This is a genomic window from Shewanella khirikhana (assembly GCF_003957745.1).
Taxonomy (GTDB): domain Bacteria; phylum Pseudomonadota; class Gammaproteobacteria; order Enterobacterales; family Shewanellaceae; genus Shewanella; species Shewanella khirikhana.
The window spans coordinates 731,027-747,302 of record NZ_CP020373.1 but is presented as its reverse complement, the minus strand read 5'-3'; the positions used below and the strand labels follow the sequence as shown (position 1 = coordinate 747,302).

The 16,276-nt window shown below is 55.8% G+C and carries 20 protein-coding genes; 9 read left to right on the top strand and 11 right to left on the bottom strand.

Translation table 11 applies throughout. From position 1 onward, the window contains the following. Positions 1 to 130: 130 nt before the first annotated feature. Complete coding sequence (locus tag STH12_RS03235) at positions 131 to 586, top strand: GNAT family N-acetyltransferase (RefSeq protein WP_126166229.1); 456 nt, start codon at positions 131 to 133, stop codon at positions 584 to 586. A gap of 112 nt (positions 587 to 698) precedes the next feature. Here STH12_RS03235 and STH12_RS03230 read toward each other — a convergent pair whose 3' ends face one another. Then, the gene (locus STH12_RS03230; RefSeq protein WP_237158844.1) at positions 699 to 2,255 is read right to left on the bottom strand and encodes a M28 family metallopeptidase; all 1,557 of its coding nucleotides are present in this window, start codon (positions 2,253 to 2,255) and stop codon (positions 699 to 701) included. A 358-nt stretch (positions 2,256 to 2,613) separates the two neighbouring features. On the opposite strand from STH12_RS03230, the gene STH12_RS03225 reads away from it, so the two are divergent. Beyond that, on the top strand, positions 2,614 to 3,798 hold the full coding sequence (locus STH12_RS03225; protein WP_126166228.1) for an alginate export family protein: 1,185 nt from the start codon (positions 2,614 to 2,616) through the stop codon (positions 3,796 to 3,798). A gap of 63 nt (positions 3,799 to 3,861) precedes the next feature. On the opposite strand, the gene STH12_RS03220 is transcribed toward STH12_RS03225, so the two are convergent. From STH12_RS03220 to STH12_RS03210, 3 genes are all read right to left on the bottom strand, one after another. Continuing rightward, a complete protein-coding gene (locus tag STH12_RS03220; protein WP_126166227.1) occupies positions 3,862 to 4,272 on the bottom strand; it encodes a GNAT family N-acetyltransferase in 411 nt (136 codons plus the stop codon). Then, positions 4,272 to 5,159, bottom strand: a complete 888-nt coding sequence (locus STH12_RS03215) for a DMT family transporter (RefSeq protein WP_126166226.1) — start codon at positions 5,157 to 5,159, stop codon at positions 4,272 to 4,274. The genes STH12_RS03220 and STH12_RS03215 overlap by 1 nt, the downstream gene beginning before the upstream one ends. Positions 5,160 to 5,279: 120 nt before the next feature. Continuing rightward, positions 5,280 to 5,825, bottom strand: a complete 546-nt coding sequence (locus STH12_RS03210) for a hypothetical protein (protein ID WP_126166225.1) — start codon at positions 5,823 to 5,825, stop codon at positions 5,280 to 5,282. 143 nt (positions 5,826 to 5,968) lie between these two features. Between STH12_RS03210 and STH12_RS03205 the strand changes: the two genes are divergently transcribed. Further along, the gene (locus STH12_RS03205; protein WP_126166224.1) at positions 5,969 to 6,181 is read left to right on the top strand and encodes a hypothetical protein; all 213 of its coding nucleotides are present in this window, start codon (positions 5,969 to 5,971) and stop codon (positions 6,179 to 6,181) included. Here the strand turns inward: STH12_RS03205 and STH12_RS03200 are convergent, their stop codons facing one another. Next, entirely contained in the window at positions 6,182 to 6,793 is a 612-nt protein-coding gene (locus tag STH12_RS03200; protein WP_126166223.1) for a hypothetical protein, read from the bottom strand. It abuts the gene before it with no gap. A 226-nt stretch (positions 6,794 to 7,019) separates the two neighbouring features. On the opposite strand from STH12_RS03200, the gene STH12_RS21395 reads away from it, so the two are divergent. After that, a complete protein-coding gene (locus tag STH12_RS21395; RefSeq protein ID WP_164551131.1) occupies positions 7,020 to 7,565 on the top strand; it encodes a DUF333 domain-containing protein in 546 nt (181 codons plus the stop codon). 148 nt (positions 7,566 to 7,713) lie between these two features. Here STH12_RS21395 and STH12_RS03190 read toward each other — a convergent pair whose 3' ends face one another. From STH12_RS03190 to STH12_RS03170, 5 genes are all read right to left on the bottom strand, one after another. After that, a complete protein-coding gene (locus STH12_RS03190) occupies positions 7,714 to 8,463 on the bottom strand; it encodes a substrate-binding periplasmic protein (RefSeq protein ID WP_126166222.1) in 750 nt (249 codons plus the stop codon). Positions 8,464 to 8,663: 200 nt separating this feature from the next. Then, positions 8,664 to 9,272 carry a fumarylacetoacetate hydrolase family protein gene (locus STH12_RS03185; protein ID WP_126166221.1) on the bottom strand — a complete coding sequence of 203 codons (609 nt, stop codon included), beginning with the start codon at positions 9,270 to 9,272 and terminating at the stop codon, positions 8,664 to 8,666. Between the two features lie 9 nt (positions 9,273 to 9,281). Further along, positions 9,282 to 10,295, bottom strand: coding sequence for a succinylglutamate desuccinylase/aspartoacylase family protein (locus STH12_RS03180; RefSeq protein ID WP_126166220.1), 1,014 nt, complete (start codon positions 10,293 to 10,295; stop codon positions 9,282 to 9,284). A gap of 74 nt (positions 10,296 to 10,369) precedes the next feature. Beyond that, complete coding sequence (locus STH12_RS03175) at positions 10,370 to 10,879, bottom strand: type II secretion system protein (protein ID WP_126166219.1); 510 nt, start codon at positions 10,877 to 10,879, stop codon at positions 10,370 to 10,372. A 158-nt stretch (positions 10,880 to 11,037) separates the two neighbouring features. After that, positions 11,038 to 11,604: a PhnA domain-containing protein gene (locus STH12_RS03170; RefSeq protein WP_126166218.1), complete on the bottom strand. Its 567-nt coding sequence runs from the start codon at positions 11,602 to 11,604 to the stop codon at positions 11,038 to 11,040. Positions 11,605 to 11,704: 100 nt separating this feature from the next. On the opposite strand from STH12_RS03170, the gene STH12_RS03165 reads away from it, so the two are divergent. Next, positions 11,705 to 12,376, top strand: coding sequence for a DUF2461 domain-containing protein (locus STH12_RS03165; protein ID WP_126166217.1), 672 nt, complete (start codon positions 11,705 to 11,707; stop codon positions 12,374 to 12,376). Between the two features lie 40 nt (positions 12,377 to 12,416). On the opposite strand, the gene STH12_RS03160 is transcribed toward STH12_RS03165, so the two are convergent. Continuing rightward, on the bottom strand, positions 12,417 to 12,941 hold the full coding sequence (locus STH12_RS03160; RefSeq protein WP_237158726.1) for a TetR/AcrR family transcriptional regulator: 525 nt from the start codon (positions 12,939 to 12,941) through the stop codon (positions 12,417 to 12,419). A gap of 162 nt (positions 12,942 to 13,103) precedes the next feature. Here STH12_RS03160 and STH12_RS03155 point away from each other — a divergent pair, with 162 nt between their 5' ends. The 4 genes from STH12_RS03155 to STH12_RS03140 all read left to right on the top strand — a co-directional run bounded on the left by STH12_RS03155 (position 13,104) and on the right by STH12_RS03140 (position 16,231). Then, positions 13,104 to 13,733, top strand: coding sequence for a glutathione S-transferase family protein (locus STH12_RS03155; protein WP_126166215.1), 630 nt, complete (start codon positions 13,104 to 13,106; stop codon positions 13,731 to 13,733). Positions 13,734 to 13,745: 12 nt separating this feature from the next. Beyond that, positions 13,746 to 14,414, top strand: a complete 669-nt coding sequence (locus tag STH12_RS03150) for a glutathione S-transferase family protein (RefSeq protein WP_126166214.1) — start codon at positions 13,746 to 13,748, stop codon at positions 14,412 to 14,414. Positions 14,415 to 14,501: 87 nt separating this feature from the next. Continuing rightward, a complete protein-coding gene (locus tag STH12_RS03145) occupies positions 14,502 to 15,863 on the top strand; it encodes an RsmB/NOP family class I SAM-dependent RNA methyltransferase (protein ID WP_126166213.1) in 1,362 nt (453 codons plus the stop codon). Between the two features lie 206 nt (positions 15,864 to 16,069). Beyond that, the gene (locus STH12_RS03140; protein ID WP_126166212.1) at positions 16,070 to 16,231 is read left to right on the top strand and encodes a small highly charged protein; all 162 of its coding nucleotides are present in this window, start codon (positions 16,070 to 16,072) and stop codon (positions 16,229 to 16,231) included. The last annotated feature ends 45 nt before the right edge of the window (positions 16,232 to 16,276 follow it).

The window sequence follows — 16,276 nt, the reverse complement described above, 5'->3', positions numbered from 1 at the left end:
TGCACCGCTCCCAATCGAGGTGCTTCATGGTGCTGGGTTACACCTAAAACTCTTTAACTATCAATATCCTGAATTCAGGCATGGCCTTTGCTTTGCCCATATTGATGTCACTACTTATGGAGTATTAGGGATGAATATCAAGCTTGACGATTTAAGCCACCCGGCCGTTGCCAGATTGCTGCACGAACATCTGGAAGACATGTACGACAACTCCCCCGCGGACAGCGTCCATGCGCTGGATCTGGCCAGGCTCAAGCAAGGTGATATCCGTTTTTATACCCTGTGGCAGGGTGACATCCTCGCCGCCTGTGGCGCCGTCAAACAGGTTGATTTTCACAGCGGCGAAATCAAGTCGATGCGCGCCACCAGAGCCCTGCGCGGCCGCGGCTTTGGCCACGCCATGCTGATGCATCTGGAACAGGAGAGCCGACGCCTCGGCTTTAAGCGCCTGTATCTGGAAACCGGCACCGCCGATTACTTCCTGCCCGCCCAGCGGCTGTATCTGGCCCACGGCTTCGAGGTCTGTGCCCCCTTCGGCCATTACCGCGAAGACCCCCACAGCCTGTTTATGACCAAGGCGCTGTAAATCCCAGTAAGAAAAAAGCCCGCTATGGTGGGCTTTTAACAGCTGTCCTGAACCAAAGTTCTGTTCAACTCTCTGATACAGCGGAATTAACTCACTGCATCAAATATTGTGCTTAGCGGCCATCTTTGGCGCGGCGGGCTTTAAAATCAGACTCTTCCAGCCACTTGGGCCACTCAGTGCCGTTGGCGAGGCGTGAAAGGATTTGCTCAATCAGCTTAAGGTCCTGCTGCACGCCGCCGAGCTGCCACTCGGGTGAGTAATCGTCGGCGCCTTTATGATACTTGTGGGCGATGTAATCGGGGTCGGTATCGCCAAGGCTCATAAACAGCAGCCCAGGTACCCCCTGCTGGGCCAGGGCAAAGTGGTCTGAGCGGAACATCAAACCGTTTTGTGGACGGGGGTCGGCTTTCACCTGCCGGCCCTGGGCCTTGGCGGCATCATTGAGCATGGCTTCCAGCTCTGACACCCCTTCGCCATAGCGCAGTATGTAATCCACGCCCTCGCCCACATTCATGCCGTCAATGTTCAAAAAGGCCACCAGCTTGGCGGTGGGCAGCGGCGGATTTTCAGCAAAATACTGGGCACCAATCAACCCGGTTTCTTCGGCGGTAAAGGCCGAGAAAATAATGCTGCGGCCGGGTTTGTCTGTCTGTGGCAGCGCGGCAAAGTGCCTTGCCAGCGCCAGCACCCCGGCTACGCCTGTGGCGTTATCCACGGCGCCATTGAGGATAACGGTTTTGCCCGCTTCCTCGGTTTGGCCAAGGTGATCCCAATGGGCGTGCATGACCACAGCTTCATCGGCCTGTTTGTTGCCGGGCAGTATAGCGGCCACATTGTGAGACTCGGCGCGCTCGATATGGTTATTCAGGGTCAAATCGGCCTTCACCGACAAAGGCACGGCTTTAAAGCCCGGCACTTTGGCGGCCGCTTTCAGTGCTTCAATATCCTGGCCCGAAGCGGCAAGGATTTGTTTGGCTGCCGCATATTGCAGCCAGCCCATCACCCCTACCTGACTTTGGTTATTGTTGCCATCAACCAGGGTGAACTTGGTATTGGTGTTGGAGTTTTTCACCACGCCCCAACCGTAGGCGGCAGGGGCATCTTCGTGAACAATAAACACCGCTTCGGCGCCCTGACGGGCCGCTTCTTCATACTTGTAGGTCCAGCGGCCGTAGTAGGTCATGGCGTTACCTTTGAAGACCTTGGGGTCCTGGGTAGCAAAGCCCGGGTCGTTAACCAGCAGCACTACGGTTTTACCGCGCACATCCACACCGGCGTAGTCATTCCAGCCGTATTCAGGGGCATTAATGCCATAACCCACAAACACCATGTCGCTGCCACTTAGCTCTACCTTGGGTACCACCCTCTGGGTACGGGCGGTGAAATCCTCACCGGAAGCAAAGCTGAGCTCGCCAACCTTAAGCACCATGCTCTGATCGGCGGTGATTTTCGCCATGGGCACCGGCTGCAGGTAGTCGCCATTGAACGCCCCTTTCAGGCCCATCGACTTAAAGGCCTGGGTGAGGTAATCGAGGGTCTTTTGCTCACCATCGGAGAGGGGCGCGCGGCCGCCAAAGGCGTCGCTGGCAAGGGTTTTCACGTCTTCGCGGAATGCGGTTTCATCGAAAGTCAGCGGCGCAGCCTGCAACGGCAATTGGCTAAACAGCAAGGTGCAGGTCGCAATCGCGCTGGCAATAACCGGACGCGCACTAGTCGGGCGGGCAAATTTCACGGGGGATCCTTATTGTGCTTTTTGAGCCATTGTAAGGCGCATCCAGCGCATTGCAATGCGCATAGCCGTTTTTAGAGGAGGCTGAGGTTAGCGTATTGCATCGCTCAAAAATACCCACTTAGAGGTACGCCAATGTAGGTATAAGCCATTGATCTGATTCACACTTTTAGCCGACAAACCCCGACTTCAGGGAAAACTTGTGCCAGATCAAAAACCGTGCGACGAACATGCCAATAACATGCGCGCATACAGGAAACACCCAAATGATAACAATCAAAGTCCCGAGGATGACATCATGAAATTCAGCACTGCCGCGCTAGCCGTTTCCACTGCCCTGCTCAGCCTGTCCAACGTTGCCGCTGCCGACCCTGTCAGCAAGGCTTTGGTTGAAGATGCCAAGGTGAATGTGCAGTTCCGCGCCCGTTTTGAGCAAGTTGACCAGCTTTCCGATACCCAGGATTTAACCTCCCTGCGCACCCGCCTGACCTATCAAACCGGTGATCTGTCCAACTTCTTTGGCCTGGCCGAAGTTGATGATGTGCGCTCTACCGATGAAGAGCCCTGGATTGCCGACTACGAATACACCGAAATCAACCAGGCCTTTATTGGTTACAAGGCCCCGGGCGACACAGTGCTCAAGTATGGCCGCCAGCGCATTTTGCTGGACAATCAGCGCTTTGTCGGTGGCGTAGGCTTCCGTCAGAACGAGCAGACCTATGATGCCTTCTCGGTGCAAACCAAGGGCGTGACCAACCTGACGGCTTTCTACGCTTACATCAACAATGTAAATCGCATCTTCAGCGAAGCCTCCGGCAAGTCAGATCACAAGAACGAAACTCACCTGCTTAACCTGAACTACAAGGCCAACAACTGGGCCGATATCTCGGGTTACGCCTACCTTATCGATAACCAGAACGTTAGCCGCTTCTCCACCGACACCTATGGTGTGCGCCTGACCGGTAAAGGCGATGTGGGCAGCCTGAAACTGGGTTACGCGCTGGAATACGCCAAGCAGAGCGACGGCGGCAACAATACCCTGTCTTACGATGCCGACTATCAGCTGGCAGAAGCCTCACTGGGCTTTAGCGGCGTCACTGCCAAGCTGGGTTATGAAGTGCTGGGCTCAGACAATGGCAACGCCGGCTTTATCACGCCACTCGCCACCCTGCACGCCTTCCAGGGCTGGACCGATAAGTTCCTGTTCGGCGGCGCCGGTAACTGGGACAAGGGTATTCAGGATCTCTACTTCAGCGTGGGCGGCGCGGTTGCCGGGGTGAAACTGCTGGCGGTATACCATCAGTTTGAATCCGATGTAGACAACATCGACATGGGCGACGAATGGGGCGTGAGCGTGACCTACCCCTTCGCCAAGCACTACAGCGTGGGCGCCAAGTACGCGAGCTTCTCGGGTGCTGACGCAGGCTACGCCTTCAGCAACGATGCAGACAAGCTGTGGCTGACCTTCGAAGCCAAGTATTGATTGGCCTGAGCTAACATAAAGCCGCCCTCAGGCGGCTTTGTTTTTTGTTAATAAACCAGCAACTTACAAGGTCTTGACCAGATACCGGCGCTTGCCACCTTCAACCGGGTAATCCTGCTGGCACCACACCTCACAATAACCGCGGCGACGATAAAACGCCGGTGCCTGAAATTCCAGGGTATCCAGCAATAACCAGCGGCAACCGCGGGTTCGGGCCTCATCCTCCGCCGTTTGCAGCATGGCGCTGCCAACGCCCTGCCCTCGCAGCGTTGCCGATACCCAAAAGTTATCAATCATGCACCAGTTGCCAAAGGTGCGCCCGGCAATGCCTGCCAGCAGTTCGCCCTCGCCGCCAAGCTTTTTAAAGCCAATGGCACGGCGCAAGCTGGCATCCCAATGCGCAGCGTTAAAGGCAGCAATCTGTAATTTCACTTCGTCAGCAAAAGCCGCAGATTCATCAACGATAAAGTCCATCAGCTTTCTCCGGCCAAACGGCGCAAGCGGGGCACACTGCCGGTGCTGATAGCCGTGCCAAGCAAAATAATGGCGGTGCCGACCACAGTGTGCCAACCGATATGCTCGCCAAGGAACAAGGCGCCCCACAGAATGCCAAACACAGGAATAAGAAAAGTAACGGTTAATGCCGAGGTGGCGCCCACATCATCAATCAGGCGGAAATACAAAAGATAAGCCACGCCGCTGCACAGCACCCCCAGGGTGACGACCGCCGCCATGGTGCCAATGGATGGCATGGCCGCCGGGGGCGTGGCAAACAGCAGCGTTGGCAACAACCAGGCGCTTGCCGCCCACATGCAGCCGTGGGCATTACTGTAGGCACTGCCGTGGCTGGAGGCCTTGGTGTAGATGCTGGCGATGGCGTAACAGATGGCGGCAGCCAGCCCGGCTGCCAGCGCCCACAACCCCTGACTCGACAGCGACAGACTTTCAACCCCGGCCAGCAGCACCACACCGCAAAAACCGGTTACCAGACCACCGAGCGCCGCTCCTTTAGGCATGGCGCGCTGCCAGATGGCCAGCAGCAAAGTACTCCACAGCGGCGCCGTGGCGTTCAGCACCGACATCAAGGACGCCGCAAGTTCGGTGGCAGCGAAGCCATACAGCAGAAACGGCAGCGCAGTATTAATGCCACCAAGAATAATAAAGTGCTTCAGTGGCGCGCTGCCAATCAGTGCCTTTTTCAGATAAAAGGCGCCGCCGAGCAAAAATAAAGCCGCAAAGGTGACCCGCAAAAACATCAGCCACGCGGGGCCAAGTTCGGTCACACCAATGCGAATAAACAGAAAGGATGCTCCCCAAATCGCGGAAAGCAGCAATAACTTAAGCCAGGCCCCAACGGACATAATGCGATTCCCCCATCAGCATTGCGCCAGTGTAGGGAGCCGATGGGAGACTGTAAAGGCGGGAATTCGGTCAAAACACTTTGTTTTTGGGCCGATTTTCGCGCTTTTTATCGGTGAATTTCAGTCCAGGCGGCGCCAGACTTCCTCTTCTTTAAGAACGCCATCTTCCACTCTGCGGGTGTGCCATTCGTTGCCGATAAGCTCAATTTCAAAACCAAACCCCTGCCCCTTGGGCACGTTGAACGAGTTCAGCGATGGGTACTCGGTGTACTGATTGCCTTCGAGACGATATTCACCGGCGCCGGCGGCCCAAAACTCAGTTTTGTTTTTCACGGTTTTCATGGTGGTAAAACTGAAATAGCCGTTTGAAATAACCTTGATGGCGCTGAGCCCCAGGCTGGCATAGTCAATCCACTTGCCTTCGCCATCAAGATAGCGGCCAGACACCAGGGTCCAGCTGCCGTTGAGTGTGATGATCTGGCTGGGCGCTGTTGCCTCAGCGGCCGGTTTTTCTGCCGTTTGCGGGCCAGTCGGCGCTGTATCGATTAAATCTGAATCGGCCAGCGCCAACTCCGCCTGGGCGACTCCTGTGAATGATACAGCGGACAAAGCGCCAAACAATGCCACAGCCAGTGTTACGTCCCTGAATTTCAATCTCATTTTCATGCATTCTCCTCCTGTGAACGGCTTGCATTGTGCACCGCTTCGAGGCGGATTGCCCGCCTTTTCAGCAAAATGCAGTTTTCACGGACACAAACACCCGGCCATGGGTATAATTGCCCACAACAGAGTAATTGTGGGCAAACACCATGACCGATTTCAGCCTTATCAACAAAAGCAGCAGCCAGTCATTCAATAGTCAGAAGCGACTGATCAAGGCACTGCTGGCCGGGCAAACCATTCCCTGTGAGAAGTGCGGCAAACCGCTGTCAGCCTCGATGCCGGGCAAGGCCGACACCCAGATCCTGGGCCATATTCGCTGCGCCAAGGGCTGCACTGACATTGAGCTCGAAGTCGAATAATTATTGATCTGCCATTAACTTGCCATCCGCCGTCACATTCAGACGGCGAATTTCCAACAGCCGCGGTGGCTCAGCCATCGACTGCTGTGGACCATGTACCAACAGCTCCGCATTAATACTCACAGGCAGCAGGCTCCGGCTGCCAACATTGAGGTTTTGCACCGCAATCCTGTCCCCCAGAAAGCTGGCGTCCAACTGGCGAATCGTTCCTTTGGGAATATCAAAGGAAAAGAGTCCCAGATACCAGAAACTGCCCGAGCCCTGATTGGACACCACAAAGGGCGCCAGCAGCAGTTGGGTATTGTTAAACGGAGCATTGAGCGCCTGCATCCTGGTGTAATCCAGCGCCACATTGCCGCGCACCGGCCCGTCAACATATTCACCAATCACAAATTTTTGCCCATGGCCCTCGATAAATTTGCTGAGTGGGGCCTTGGCGTTACTATCGGGCACCGCAATCTCGAAGGCCGACAGGGTTTTTAAAGAAAACAGTGTCAGCATGACCGGGTTGGCCTCAGCCAGGGTTATCTCCTTCGGCGGCTCAGTGCTTTGACAAGCGGGCAATGCCACACCAAGGGCTGCTGCCAGCAGTAATGGGCGCAGTGAAGCCATGTTTTTCTCCTGAAATTGATTGGCATTCCTGAATTCAGACAATAGCACGGCCTCCCGGGAGTATGTACGGGATCACAAACTTTTGTGACACAGGCAAAAATCAGTCGCGTGCAGTCTGGAACTTTCGTATTCAACGGCTTATGGTGGCTCGAGCTTATGTTGTAATCATGGCCGCATTCTGCGGTACATTTCAGTTAGGGGAAGACTCCCGACCACAGGAGGTGTTATGAAAAACTCAGCCAAAGCGCTCCTTTCTGCTCTGCTCGTTGGCAGCCTGTTAACCGCATGCGGTGAAGCGCCTGCGCCAGAAGCCAAAGCGCCGGCACCCGCCAAAGAACAAGCCGCAAAAGAGCCTGCCAAGGAAGCGCCAGCCACCGAAACGGCGGCCGCTGAAGGCCAATATCAGGAAAAAACCACCGGCCTTGCCAACCCAGGCGCCGATTTCTGTATCAAGCTGGGCGGCGAGTACAAGATTGTTGAAGCTGCCGACGGCAAGCGCGGTGAATGTCACCTGCCCGATGGCCGTGTTGAAGATGCCATGGCGCTGTATCGCGGCCATGTAACGGCTGCTGCCGACAAGATGGCCACTGACGCCAAAGATGCGGTTGCCGCCATTGGCATGGCGAACCCAGCCGCTGAATACTGCGTAAAAATCGGCGGCGAGCACAAAGTGGTGAAGGAAGAAGCCGGTGAAGTGGGTTATTGCCACCTCAAAGACGGTCAGGTCGTGAATGCCTGGGATTACTTCCGCGCCCACCATCAGCAGCAATAAGCGAAGCGCTGCCCTTTGAAGCGTCCAATTGCTGCCAAGCATTGGGCGCTTTTGTTTACCCAAATCCTAAGGCAAGTGGCCGAACATGGCAGAAGGCGTCGCGGATGCTACCCCAACGCTGCCAAAGCCACTGCTGGCAGCGCCATTGCTATTGCTTGTTTGGGGGCGCGAGCGGTATAGGCTCGCCAAAAATCGCCCGCTCGAACACTCCATCGTGATAGGCCTTGTCGGCCAATGTGGCTAATTCATTGTTGCTGATGGCAAGTTTATGTCGGCGACTGACCGCAAAATGGATAATGCGCTCGGGCTGCACCCCAAACTCAGACACCCGCACCGCCTCATGGAAACCACTGAACTGGCTGGCGAGAAACGGCAGTGCATTTTCAGGCGCAATTACCAGCCCTACCCGGTCGGCAAGCAACATGCGTACGCCGGTGGGCAGATCGCTGACCACCTCGCGCTGAAGCTGTTTATCTTCATCAAAACGTTCGAAATACAAGGTGTTGCGACTGACCGCTATCAGATGGCCACGCAAATCTTCGTAACGGCGAACCGGCTCTGTGCCCGGGCGGTACAAAAACACATAACGGGCATCCTGACGATAAGGCAGCAGCAGCCAACGCTGGTCACGATTTTCAGAATTGATAATACCGGCAACAATGTCGACCCGGCCGGTGTCGAGCATATGCAGGCAACGGGCAAAATTAGGGCTGGGAACAAACACCGGCTGGTGGTCGATAAGCTCGGCCAGTTTCATCAGGGCAATAATGTTATCGCCGTGGGGTTTGGGTTCAAGGCTCTGGTACGGCGGAAACTCATCGACACAGGCGCGCATCTCGGCAGAGCAAACGCCAAACGCGCAAAAAAGCACAATAACGAGACTTGCACGCAGGATCATCAATCGGGCTCCACTCTGGACATAACCAAAGTATTACTCCTTTTGGCTGATTTGACGACCATCATCAGCTTACGCCCCGCCGGGCAGCAGCAGGCAACGCCGAGCAGCAGCAGGCAACGCCGAGCAGCAGCAGGCAACGCCGGGCAGCAGAAGACAACGCCGAAGCCGAGGCAAGTAAGGCGTCAGGTAGAAAAGCAGGCTCAGCGCGCCTGCCAACTCACGCTGGTCAGTACCTTGCCGTCCAAAAGAAGCTCAGCATGATAATTGCCACCGGCCACAAGCGCCCCGACACCGGCTGGCGTGCCTGTCATCAGGATGTCGCCATCTTCCAGCGTCATAAAGCTTTGCACCTCTTGCAGCAGTTGCTGCGGCGAAAACAGCATCAGCCCGGTGTGCCCTTCCTGCAGCTTTTTACCATCGCAGCTGAAGGTTAACCCAAGGGTGTCACTGCCATGGCAGGGCACAAACTCCCCAAACAGCGCCGAGCCGTCAAAGGCTTTGGCTCGCTCCCAGGGCAATCCCTTGGCCTTAAGCCGACTCTGGCAGGCCCTTTTGGTCAAGTCCAGTCCCACAGTGGCGGCCACCAGCTTGCCACTGGCAACCATAAAGGCGATTTCCGCTTCATAATGCAGCGCTTCGCCCAGCTCGCTGTGCAGTACATTGCCGATGGCGCTGGCGGGTTTGACAAACACCACAGGCTCGCTGGGCACTTCGTTGCCAAGCTCCTCGGCGTGAGCCACATAGTTGCGGCCAATGCAGACAATCTTTGATGGATAAATGGCTTTTCCGGCTAAAAACACGGCTTTCATCTGCGCTCCTTAAGCGTATTCCATCAAAAATTCATCGAGTTGTTCGTTGACGATTTCAATCTCGTCTCCGGCATATTGGGCAATGTGATACAGCCCTTCGCCTTCGTTGGTCACGGGAATATTGGTAATGCCAATCACAATGCCGTCGCTGGGGGCGCGAATTGGCAGGGTGTCCTGACTGTGGGGGCTTGCCAGATACGCAAGAATATTGCCCTTATTGACCCGCTGCCCCAGTTTCACTTTTTGCAGCACCAGGCCATCGGCTTCGGAGCGGATCCAGTAGCTTCTGATGGAGGCCACATCCGATGCGCCCCGCGACAAACGGCCCTTTTGCATGCCCAGATGACGCAGCAAATTCACCGCCCCCTTAAGCCCGGTACGTATGGCCGCTTCAGAGAAGCGCAGCGCCTCTCCGGCTTCGTACAAGATACAAGGCACGCCAGCCCTGGCGGCATACCCCCGCAGCGAACTGCCCTTGGCTTCGTTGTGCATGATAAGCGGCGCACCAAAGGCGCGCGCCATGCTCATCAACACCTCATCGTCGGTGTTGCAGCGGATTTGTGGCAGATTGTCGCGGTGTATGGCGCCTGTATGCAGGTCGAGAATATGGGTTGCGCGGGATACCAGCTCGCGGGTCACCAGATGGGCCAGGCGGCTGGTGAGGGCGCCCTTTTCCGAGCCGGGGAAGCAGCGGTTAAGGTCTCGCCTGTCGGGCAAGTAACGGGATTTTTGAATAAAACCAAACACATTGACCACGGGCACCATCAGCACAGTGCCATAGAGCGCCTTGGGATTGATACGCCCTTGCAGCCTGCGACAGATTTCGATGCCGTTAAGTTCATCGCCGTGAATGGCGGCCAGCACTAACAGCACAGGGCCGGGTTTATTGCCGTGAAAGACTTCCACCTGCAGATCCACCGGTGTGTCTGTATACAGCCTTGCTACCGGCAGACGCACCGTGGTTTGGGTTCCGGCGACAATCTGAGTGCCGCCCAATTCGAAGGGTTCGCGTTTTTTGGCCATGTTTGCTTCCCGCAGGCATTTTTATCCATTGTAACTCAGACAATTAGCAAGGGAAGCCCCGACACTATGGCGCGTCAGCAGCCGCTGTCGACCACGCTGATGGAGGGTGTACCGCTCGATTGCCAGATGTAATGGATATAGCAGTTGGTGGCAATCACCTCTGCCTGAGTCGGCTGGGCACTGGCGAGCTTGGCTGCGGGCGCTGCCACTACCTGATAAGTGCCGCTCACAAAAATGCGATAGCGCCAGTCGTTCACATCCATGCTGGCAGCTTTAAAGATTTCCGGTGGGTTGCTGTAATCGGTACTGGGCGAGGTGCCATTGCTGCTGGCGGCCCAGGGTTGCCCCAGCTCGCCGCGAATGTCTTCGTAAACCACGCGGTTAGTGCCGGCATTGCGAATTTCAGACGCGGATTTAAACAGGGTAACAGCCCCTTTCATGGCCGCTTCGGCGCCCTTGAGCTGCGCTTTATAGGCATCGCTGCTTAAATTGATGAACTTGGGCGCGGCGGTCACCGCAAGAATTCCCAGAATGATGATAACCACCACCAGCTCTATCAGGGTAAAGCCCTGCTGCTTTTTCATAAGTTGCCCCCACTTCTGCTTATTTTGTCACTATAACCAACATCGCCCGGCGGTAACAGCGCATCGGTCAGCTGCTGCAACTTATCCGATTGTTTTATAAACGCTATGACCAATAAAAAAGGCCGCCCGCAGGCAGCCCTCTTGCTGATAGTGTACCCTTAGGCCTTCTTCACGTAGCAGCTTAAGATAACGATGCGGGTACCGTTTACCCGGCCTTCGATATGCTCGGGGTTGCTGGTCAGGCCGATGTTACGCACGGCGGTGCCGCGCTTGGCCACAAAGCTGGTGCCCTTCACGTTCAGATCTTTGATGATCACCACGGTATCACCGGCAGCGAGCTGAGCGCCATTGCTGTCCAGAGTTGGCTCGGCGTCGGCATCCAGCGCGGCTTCGGCATTGGCGGCGTCGACCCAGGCCTGGGTGTCTTCATCCAGATACATCATATCCAGCAGATCCTGAGCCCAGGTTTCGCTGGAAAGTTCTTTCAGCATACGGGCGGCCATCACCTGCACGGCAGGTACAGTGCTCCACATGCTTTCGTTCAGACAGCGCCAGTGGTTTACATCCAGGGTGGCGGTATCGGCGATTTGCGCCTGACAGGTACCGCACAGGGCGATATCGTTGTCAGTGCGATCGCCACTGGCTGGCACTTCAAACAGGGAAAGTTCGGTCTCTGCGCTGCAGAGTTCACATTTGCCGCAGGCACGGCTGATTGCATCAGTCATCTTGATCTGTCACTTTTACCAAAACCAAGGATTCTATCAAAAACCTTACTCGCCGTCAGTGATCTTCCCCAAAAAGCGAGCCCGGTTCATGGAGTAAATCATGTTCACCCAAGCGACCTTCGACTTTCTTGCTGCCCTCGAAGCCAATAACGAGCGCGACTGGTTCAAGGCCAACCAGCCCACCTACGAAGACCAGGTGCGCACCCCCGCCCTTAAGTTAATCGAAGCTGCCGCCCCCGGCATTGTCGCCCTGTCACCGCGCCTTACCGCCGTTGCCAAAAAGGTGGGCGGCAGCCTGATGCGGCCTCAGCGGGACACCCGTTTTGGCCACGATAAGCGCCCTTACAAGACCAATGTCGGTATTCAGTTTCGCCATTTTCAGGGTAAAGATGTGCATGCGCCCGGCCTGTACCTGCATATTGCCAATGACGGCTGCTTTATTGGCGCCGGCATCTGGCACCCCGAGCCCAAGGCGCTCAATGCCATCAGAAGCTGTATCGATGAAAACCCCGCAAGCTATCAAAAGGCGCTGAAAGCGCTGACGGACGGTGGCTTTGCCATGGACGGTGACAGCCTGTCGCGGCCGCCGCGCGGCTTTGAAAAGGGACACCCATTAATTGATGAGCTGAAACGCAAAGACTTTATCGCCGTTAAACCTTTAACAGCCAAAGCAGTGCTGCAAGCCGACTTTGCCTCAAGCCTCGCCGCCGAGTTTGCACACTGCCAACAGCTGATGCGCTATTTATGCTTTGCACTGGAGCTGGATTACTGAGTTTTTCCGCCAGTTTTTTCAGCCAAACAGTAAGATAGGCTCAGGCAGGCGTTTTCCAGCGTTGGATTTCGCCTCTGAGCACCACCATGGCAGCATCGAGCAGCGCAAACTGCCCTGACTTGCCAAGCACCCGAATGCCCTGCAGCTGCATCACCAAAAAGGCCGCCAGCTCGGCGGCACGCGCTTGGGTCTGATAGCGTGCAATCACCTTGCAAAATGCCTGCTCCAGCCCTTCAAACAGCTCATTGCCAAGACGCCTGACTTCGTCATCTTCCACGCAGCGCTCCAAGAGCGCGTTTTGCATAAAGCAGCCAAACTGCTGATCTTTTTGCTTGGCGGCAAACTCTTCCACCAAATTTAGCAGCGCGTCCATATCGGCGTCGTCGGCTTCCAGTGCTTCGAGCCCGGTCAGGCCACGGGTGTACAGATAACGCCTGAGCGCGTCACGGTACAGAGTCAGCTTATCGCCAAAGCTGTTGTACAGGCTGAAGCGATTGATCCCCAGGTGCTCGACCAAATCGGCCACCGAGGTGCCCTCGTAGCCCTTTTGCCAAAACAGGTTCATGGCCTGCTCCAGCTTTTCCTCTTTGCAAAAATTACAGCTTCTCGCCATCGGGACATATCTCGTCACTAAAGTGAATATGAACTGACGATCTAATTATTGACCGCTCGTTCAGTTATGGGGTAGATTCTATCCTAACCGATCGTTCAGATAAAGAGAGACCTTATGAAAATCCTCGAACTCGCCCCGACTCCCAGCGCCCGCCGTGTGGGTATTTTCCTGGCCGAACTTGGCCTGGATGTACCAAGAGAGCAGCTGGATTTACGTGGCGGCGACAACCTGACCCCTGAATTTAAAAGTAAAAGTGTCAATGGCCGTATTCCGGTGCTGGCGCTTGACGATGGCACCCACATCTGTGAATCGGTCGCCATCTGCCGCTATTTCGATGCCCTGCATCCAAGTGACCAAAGCCTGTTTGGCAACAGTCCGCTGGAGCAGGCACAGGTAGAAATGTGGAACCGGGTGCTGGAGCTGAACGGCCTGATGGTCGCGTTTCAGGCATTTCGTAACCTCACCGGCTTTTTCAAAGACCGTGAGCGCTTTGTTGAGGCCTGGGGCGCAGAATCCCGTGAGCGCATCATCGAGTTTCTGCCAACCCTGGAAGCACGCCTCGAGGGCCGGGATTTTGTTGCCATCGACCGCTTCAGCATCGCAGATATCACAGGTTTTGTGCTGATTGGCTTCCTGCCACGGCTCGAGATTGAACTGACCGACGCCATGCCAAACATTCGCCGCTGGCACGACGCCATCGCTGTGCGTCCCGCCATCGCCGCCCTGCTGGCAAGCCAGCAATAAAAGGAGCACATCATGATTGAGCTTTATACCGCCGCAACCCCCAACGGCCATAAAATTTCCATTGCCCTTGAAGAACTTGGGCTCGATTATCGGGTGCATGGCCTTGATCTCATGACCCTTGAGCAAAAAAAGCCGGAGTTTCTAGCCATCAACCCCAATGGCCGCATTCCGGCAATTGTAGATACCGATAACGGCGACTTTGCGGTGTTTGAATCGGGCGCCATCTTGCTGTATCTGGCCGAGAAAACCGGCAAGTTAATGCCATCCGAGCCCAAGGCACGCTCGCAGGTTATCCAATGGCTGATGTTCCAGATGGGCGGCGTTGGCCCCATGATGGGTCAGGCGAACGTGTTTTATCGCTACTTCCCGGAAAAAATTCCGGCCGCCATTGAGCGCTATCAAAAGGAAGGACGGCGCCTGTTCGAGGTGATGAATACCCAGCTTGAAAAGCATGCGTATCTCGCCGGTGACGAGTACAGTATTGCCGATATCGCCACCTTCCCCTGGGTGCGTATCTATGACTGGAGCGGCGTGGATATCAGTGGTTTGGATGCACTGCAGAGCTGGCTCGAGCGCATCGCTGCCCGGCCGGCCGTAGCCAAGGGCCTTGCTGTGCCGCCACCAAGCGAGAAATCCGCCGAAAAGTGCGCCAAAGACATCGCCAAGATGGTAACCCGCTGAGGAGTCTCAGTGGTTCCCGCTGTCCCAGATGCGCCCTTGCGGCGCATCTGCTACAATCGGCGCCGGTTTTTTTACGCAGGCACGCCCATGTCACATCCAGCACCTCTCTCGTCGGCCGAGCGCCGCGCCATCAGTTATGCCAACACTTTGCATCTGCTGGTTTCGCATATTTTTAAGCAGCGCGAAGGCGCCGACCGGGTACTGGCGAACTATTTCCGTGAGCACAAAAAGCACGGCTCCAAAGACCGTAAGCTTATCCGTGAGACCCTGTTTGGTTTGTTCCGTTGGTGGGGCTGGCTGAAAAACCTGCCTGCGGCCGATGACGTTGATGCTTCTGAAGTTCTGGGATTTTCATCTGGCTTAGGCCTGGCCCAAAGCCCGCGTTGGTTTACCCAGTTAAGCCTGGTGGCCGCCATTGAAAATCACCCCTGGCAGGATATCCAGAGCGGCTGGCTGTCACAGGCCAATCTGGCTAAGTTGGAAATACCCGCTTTTGGTGATACTCCAGAGAGCCTTAACCACATTTGCGCAGCGTTAACTCAGCAGTTTGCCTTTGAATTCGCTCCATCAGATCTCCTGCCGGACTGGGCATGGGAACACATCAAGCTGCCTGACACCGAAAGACTTGCCTTTGTCGATGCCCTTTGCCGCCGCCCGCCCCTGTGGACCCGTGCTCAAGGCGAATCCCGCGAGCAGGTGATAAAGCAGCTTGAGGCCGATGAGATTACAGCGAAGGCAAGCCAGGTATTTGATGATGCCATCGAGCTTGCCAGCCAAAGCATTAACCTGGATGCGCTGGCGGCCTATAAGTCGGGCAAGCTTGAAGTGCAGGATTTGGCTTCTCAGGCCATTGGTGAAGTGGCCGCCCCCGGGGCTCGTGAGCGTTGGTGGGATGCCTGTGCCGGCGCCGGTGGCAAGAGCCTGCAGCTTTTCTCACTGATGCAAAAACGCGGCGGCGTGGGTGAACTCATCGCCTCCGACATTCGCCCCAAGGCACTGGAAGAGTTGCTGCGCCGCGCCGAAAAAGCCGGTTTTGCGCCAATTCAAGTCAGCCCCTGGCGCAGTGACAAGCTGCCGGTCAAGGCAGACTATTTTGATGGTGTGCTGGTGGATGCACCCTGCTCCTGCACCGGCACCTGGCGCCGCAACCCAGACATGCGCTGGATTGACGATGCCAGCGCTATTTTGGATAAGCCTGCACTGCAGCTGGATATTTTGCGCCGCGCCAGCGCTGCTGTGCGCAGCGGCGGTGTGCTGGTGTACGCCACCTGCTCGCTGGCCCGCGCAGAAAACGAGGGCGTGGTCGAGGCCTTTTTGGCCTCAGATGAAGATTTTGAGCTCGATGCCACCGCGCATCCCTTCAGTGGTGAACTGAGCGCAGTTCTCACCCTGTGGCCAGAGCAGGCCAATGCCGACGGCATGTTTGTGGCGCGCATGCGTCGCCGCTGAGGCAGGTTTGCGGCCTTCATAAAACCGAACACAAACGAATCGCCCGGGGCTGGGATTTAAGGCTGGTTTCAGACTCTGACCGCCTCACCGCTTCGGGCAATTTTTTTCACCATAAAACAATAAATTTTTCGCTTTAGCTTGTCATGACCATTGGGTAAAAAGATCCTGTGCCAGAGTGGCACAGTGTTTTAGTTGGAACTAAGGTCATGTCACACTCCTACGAATTTGATGACGACGATATGCCATGGGGCGATCACGTCAAAGGGAAGCAAAAAAACAAGCGCGTAAAACAGCGCCGGCGAGACACCAAACGCCGCTACTTTGATGAGAACACCGAGGTGGAACACATCCAAAGCAAATGGCGCTGAGCCGATGAGCCAAAGCGGGTCTTTCAGGACCAATAACGCCCAGTT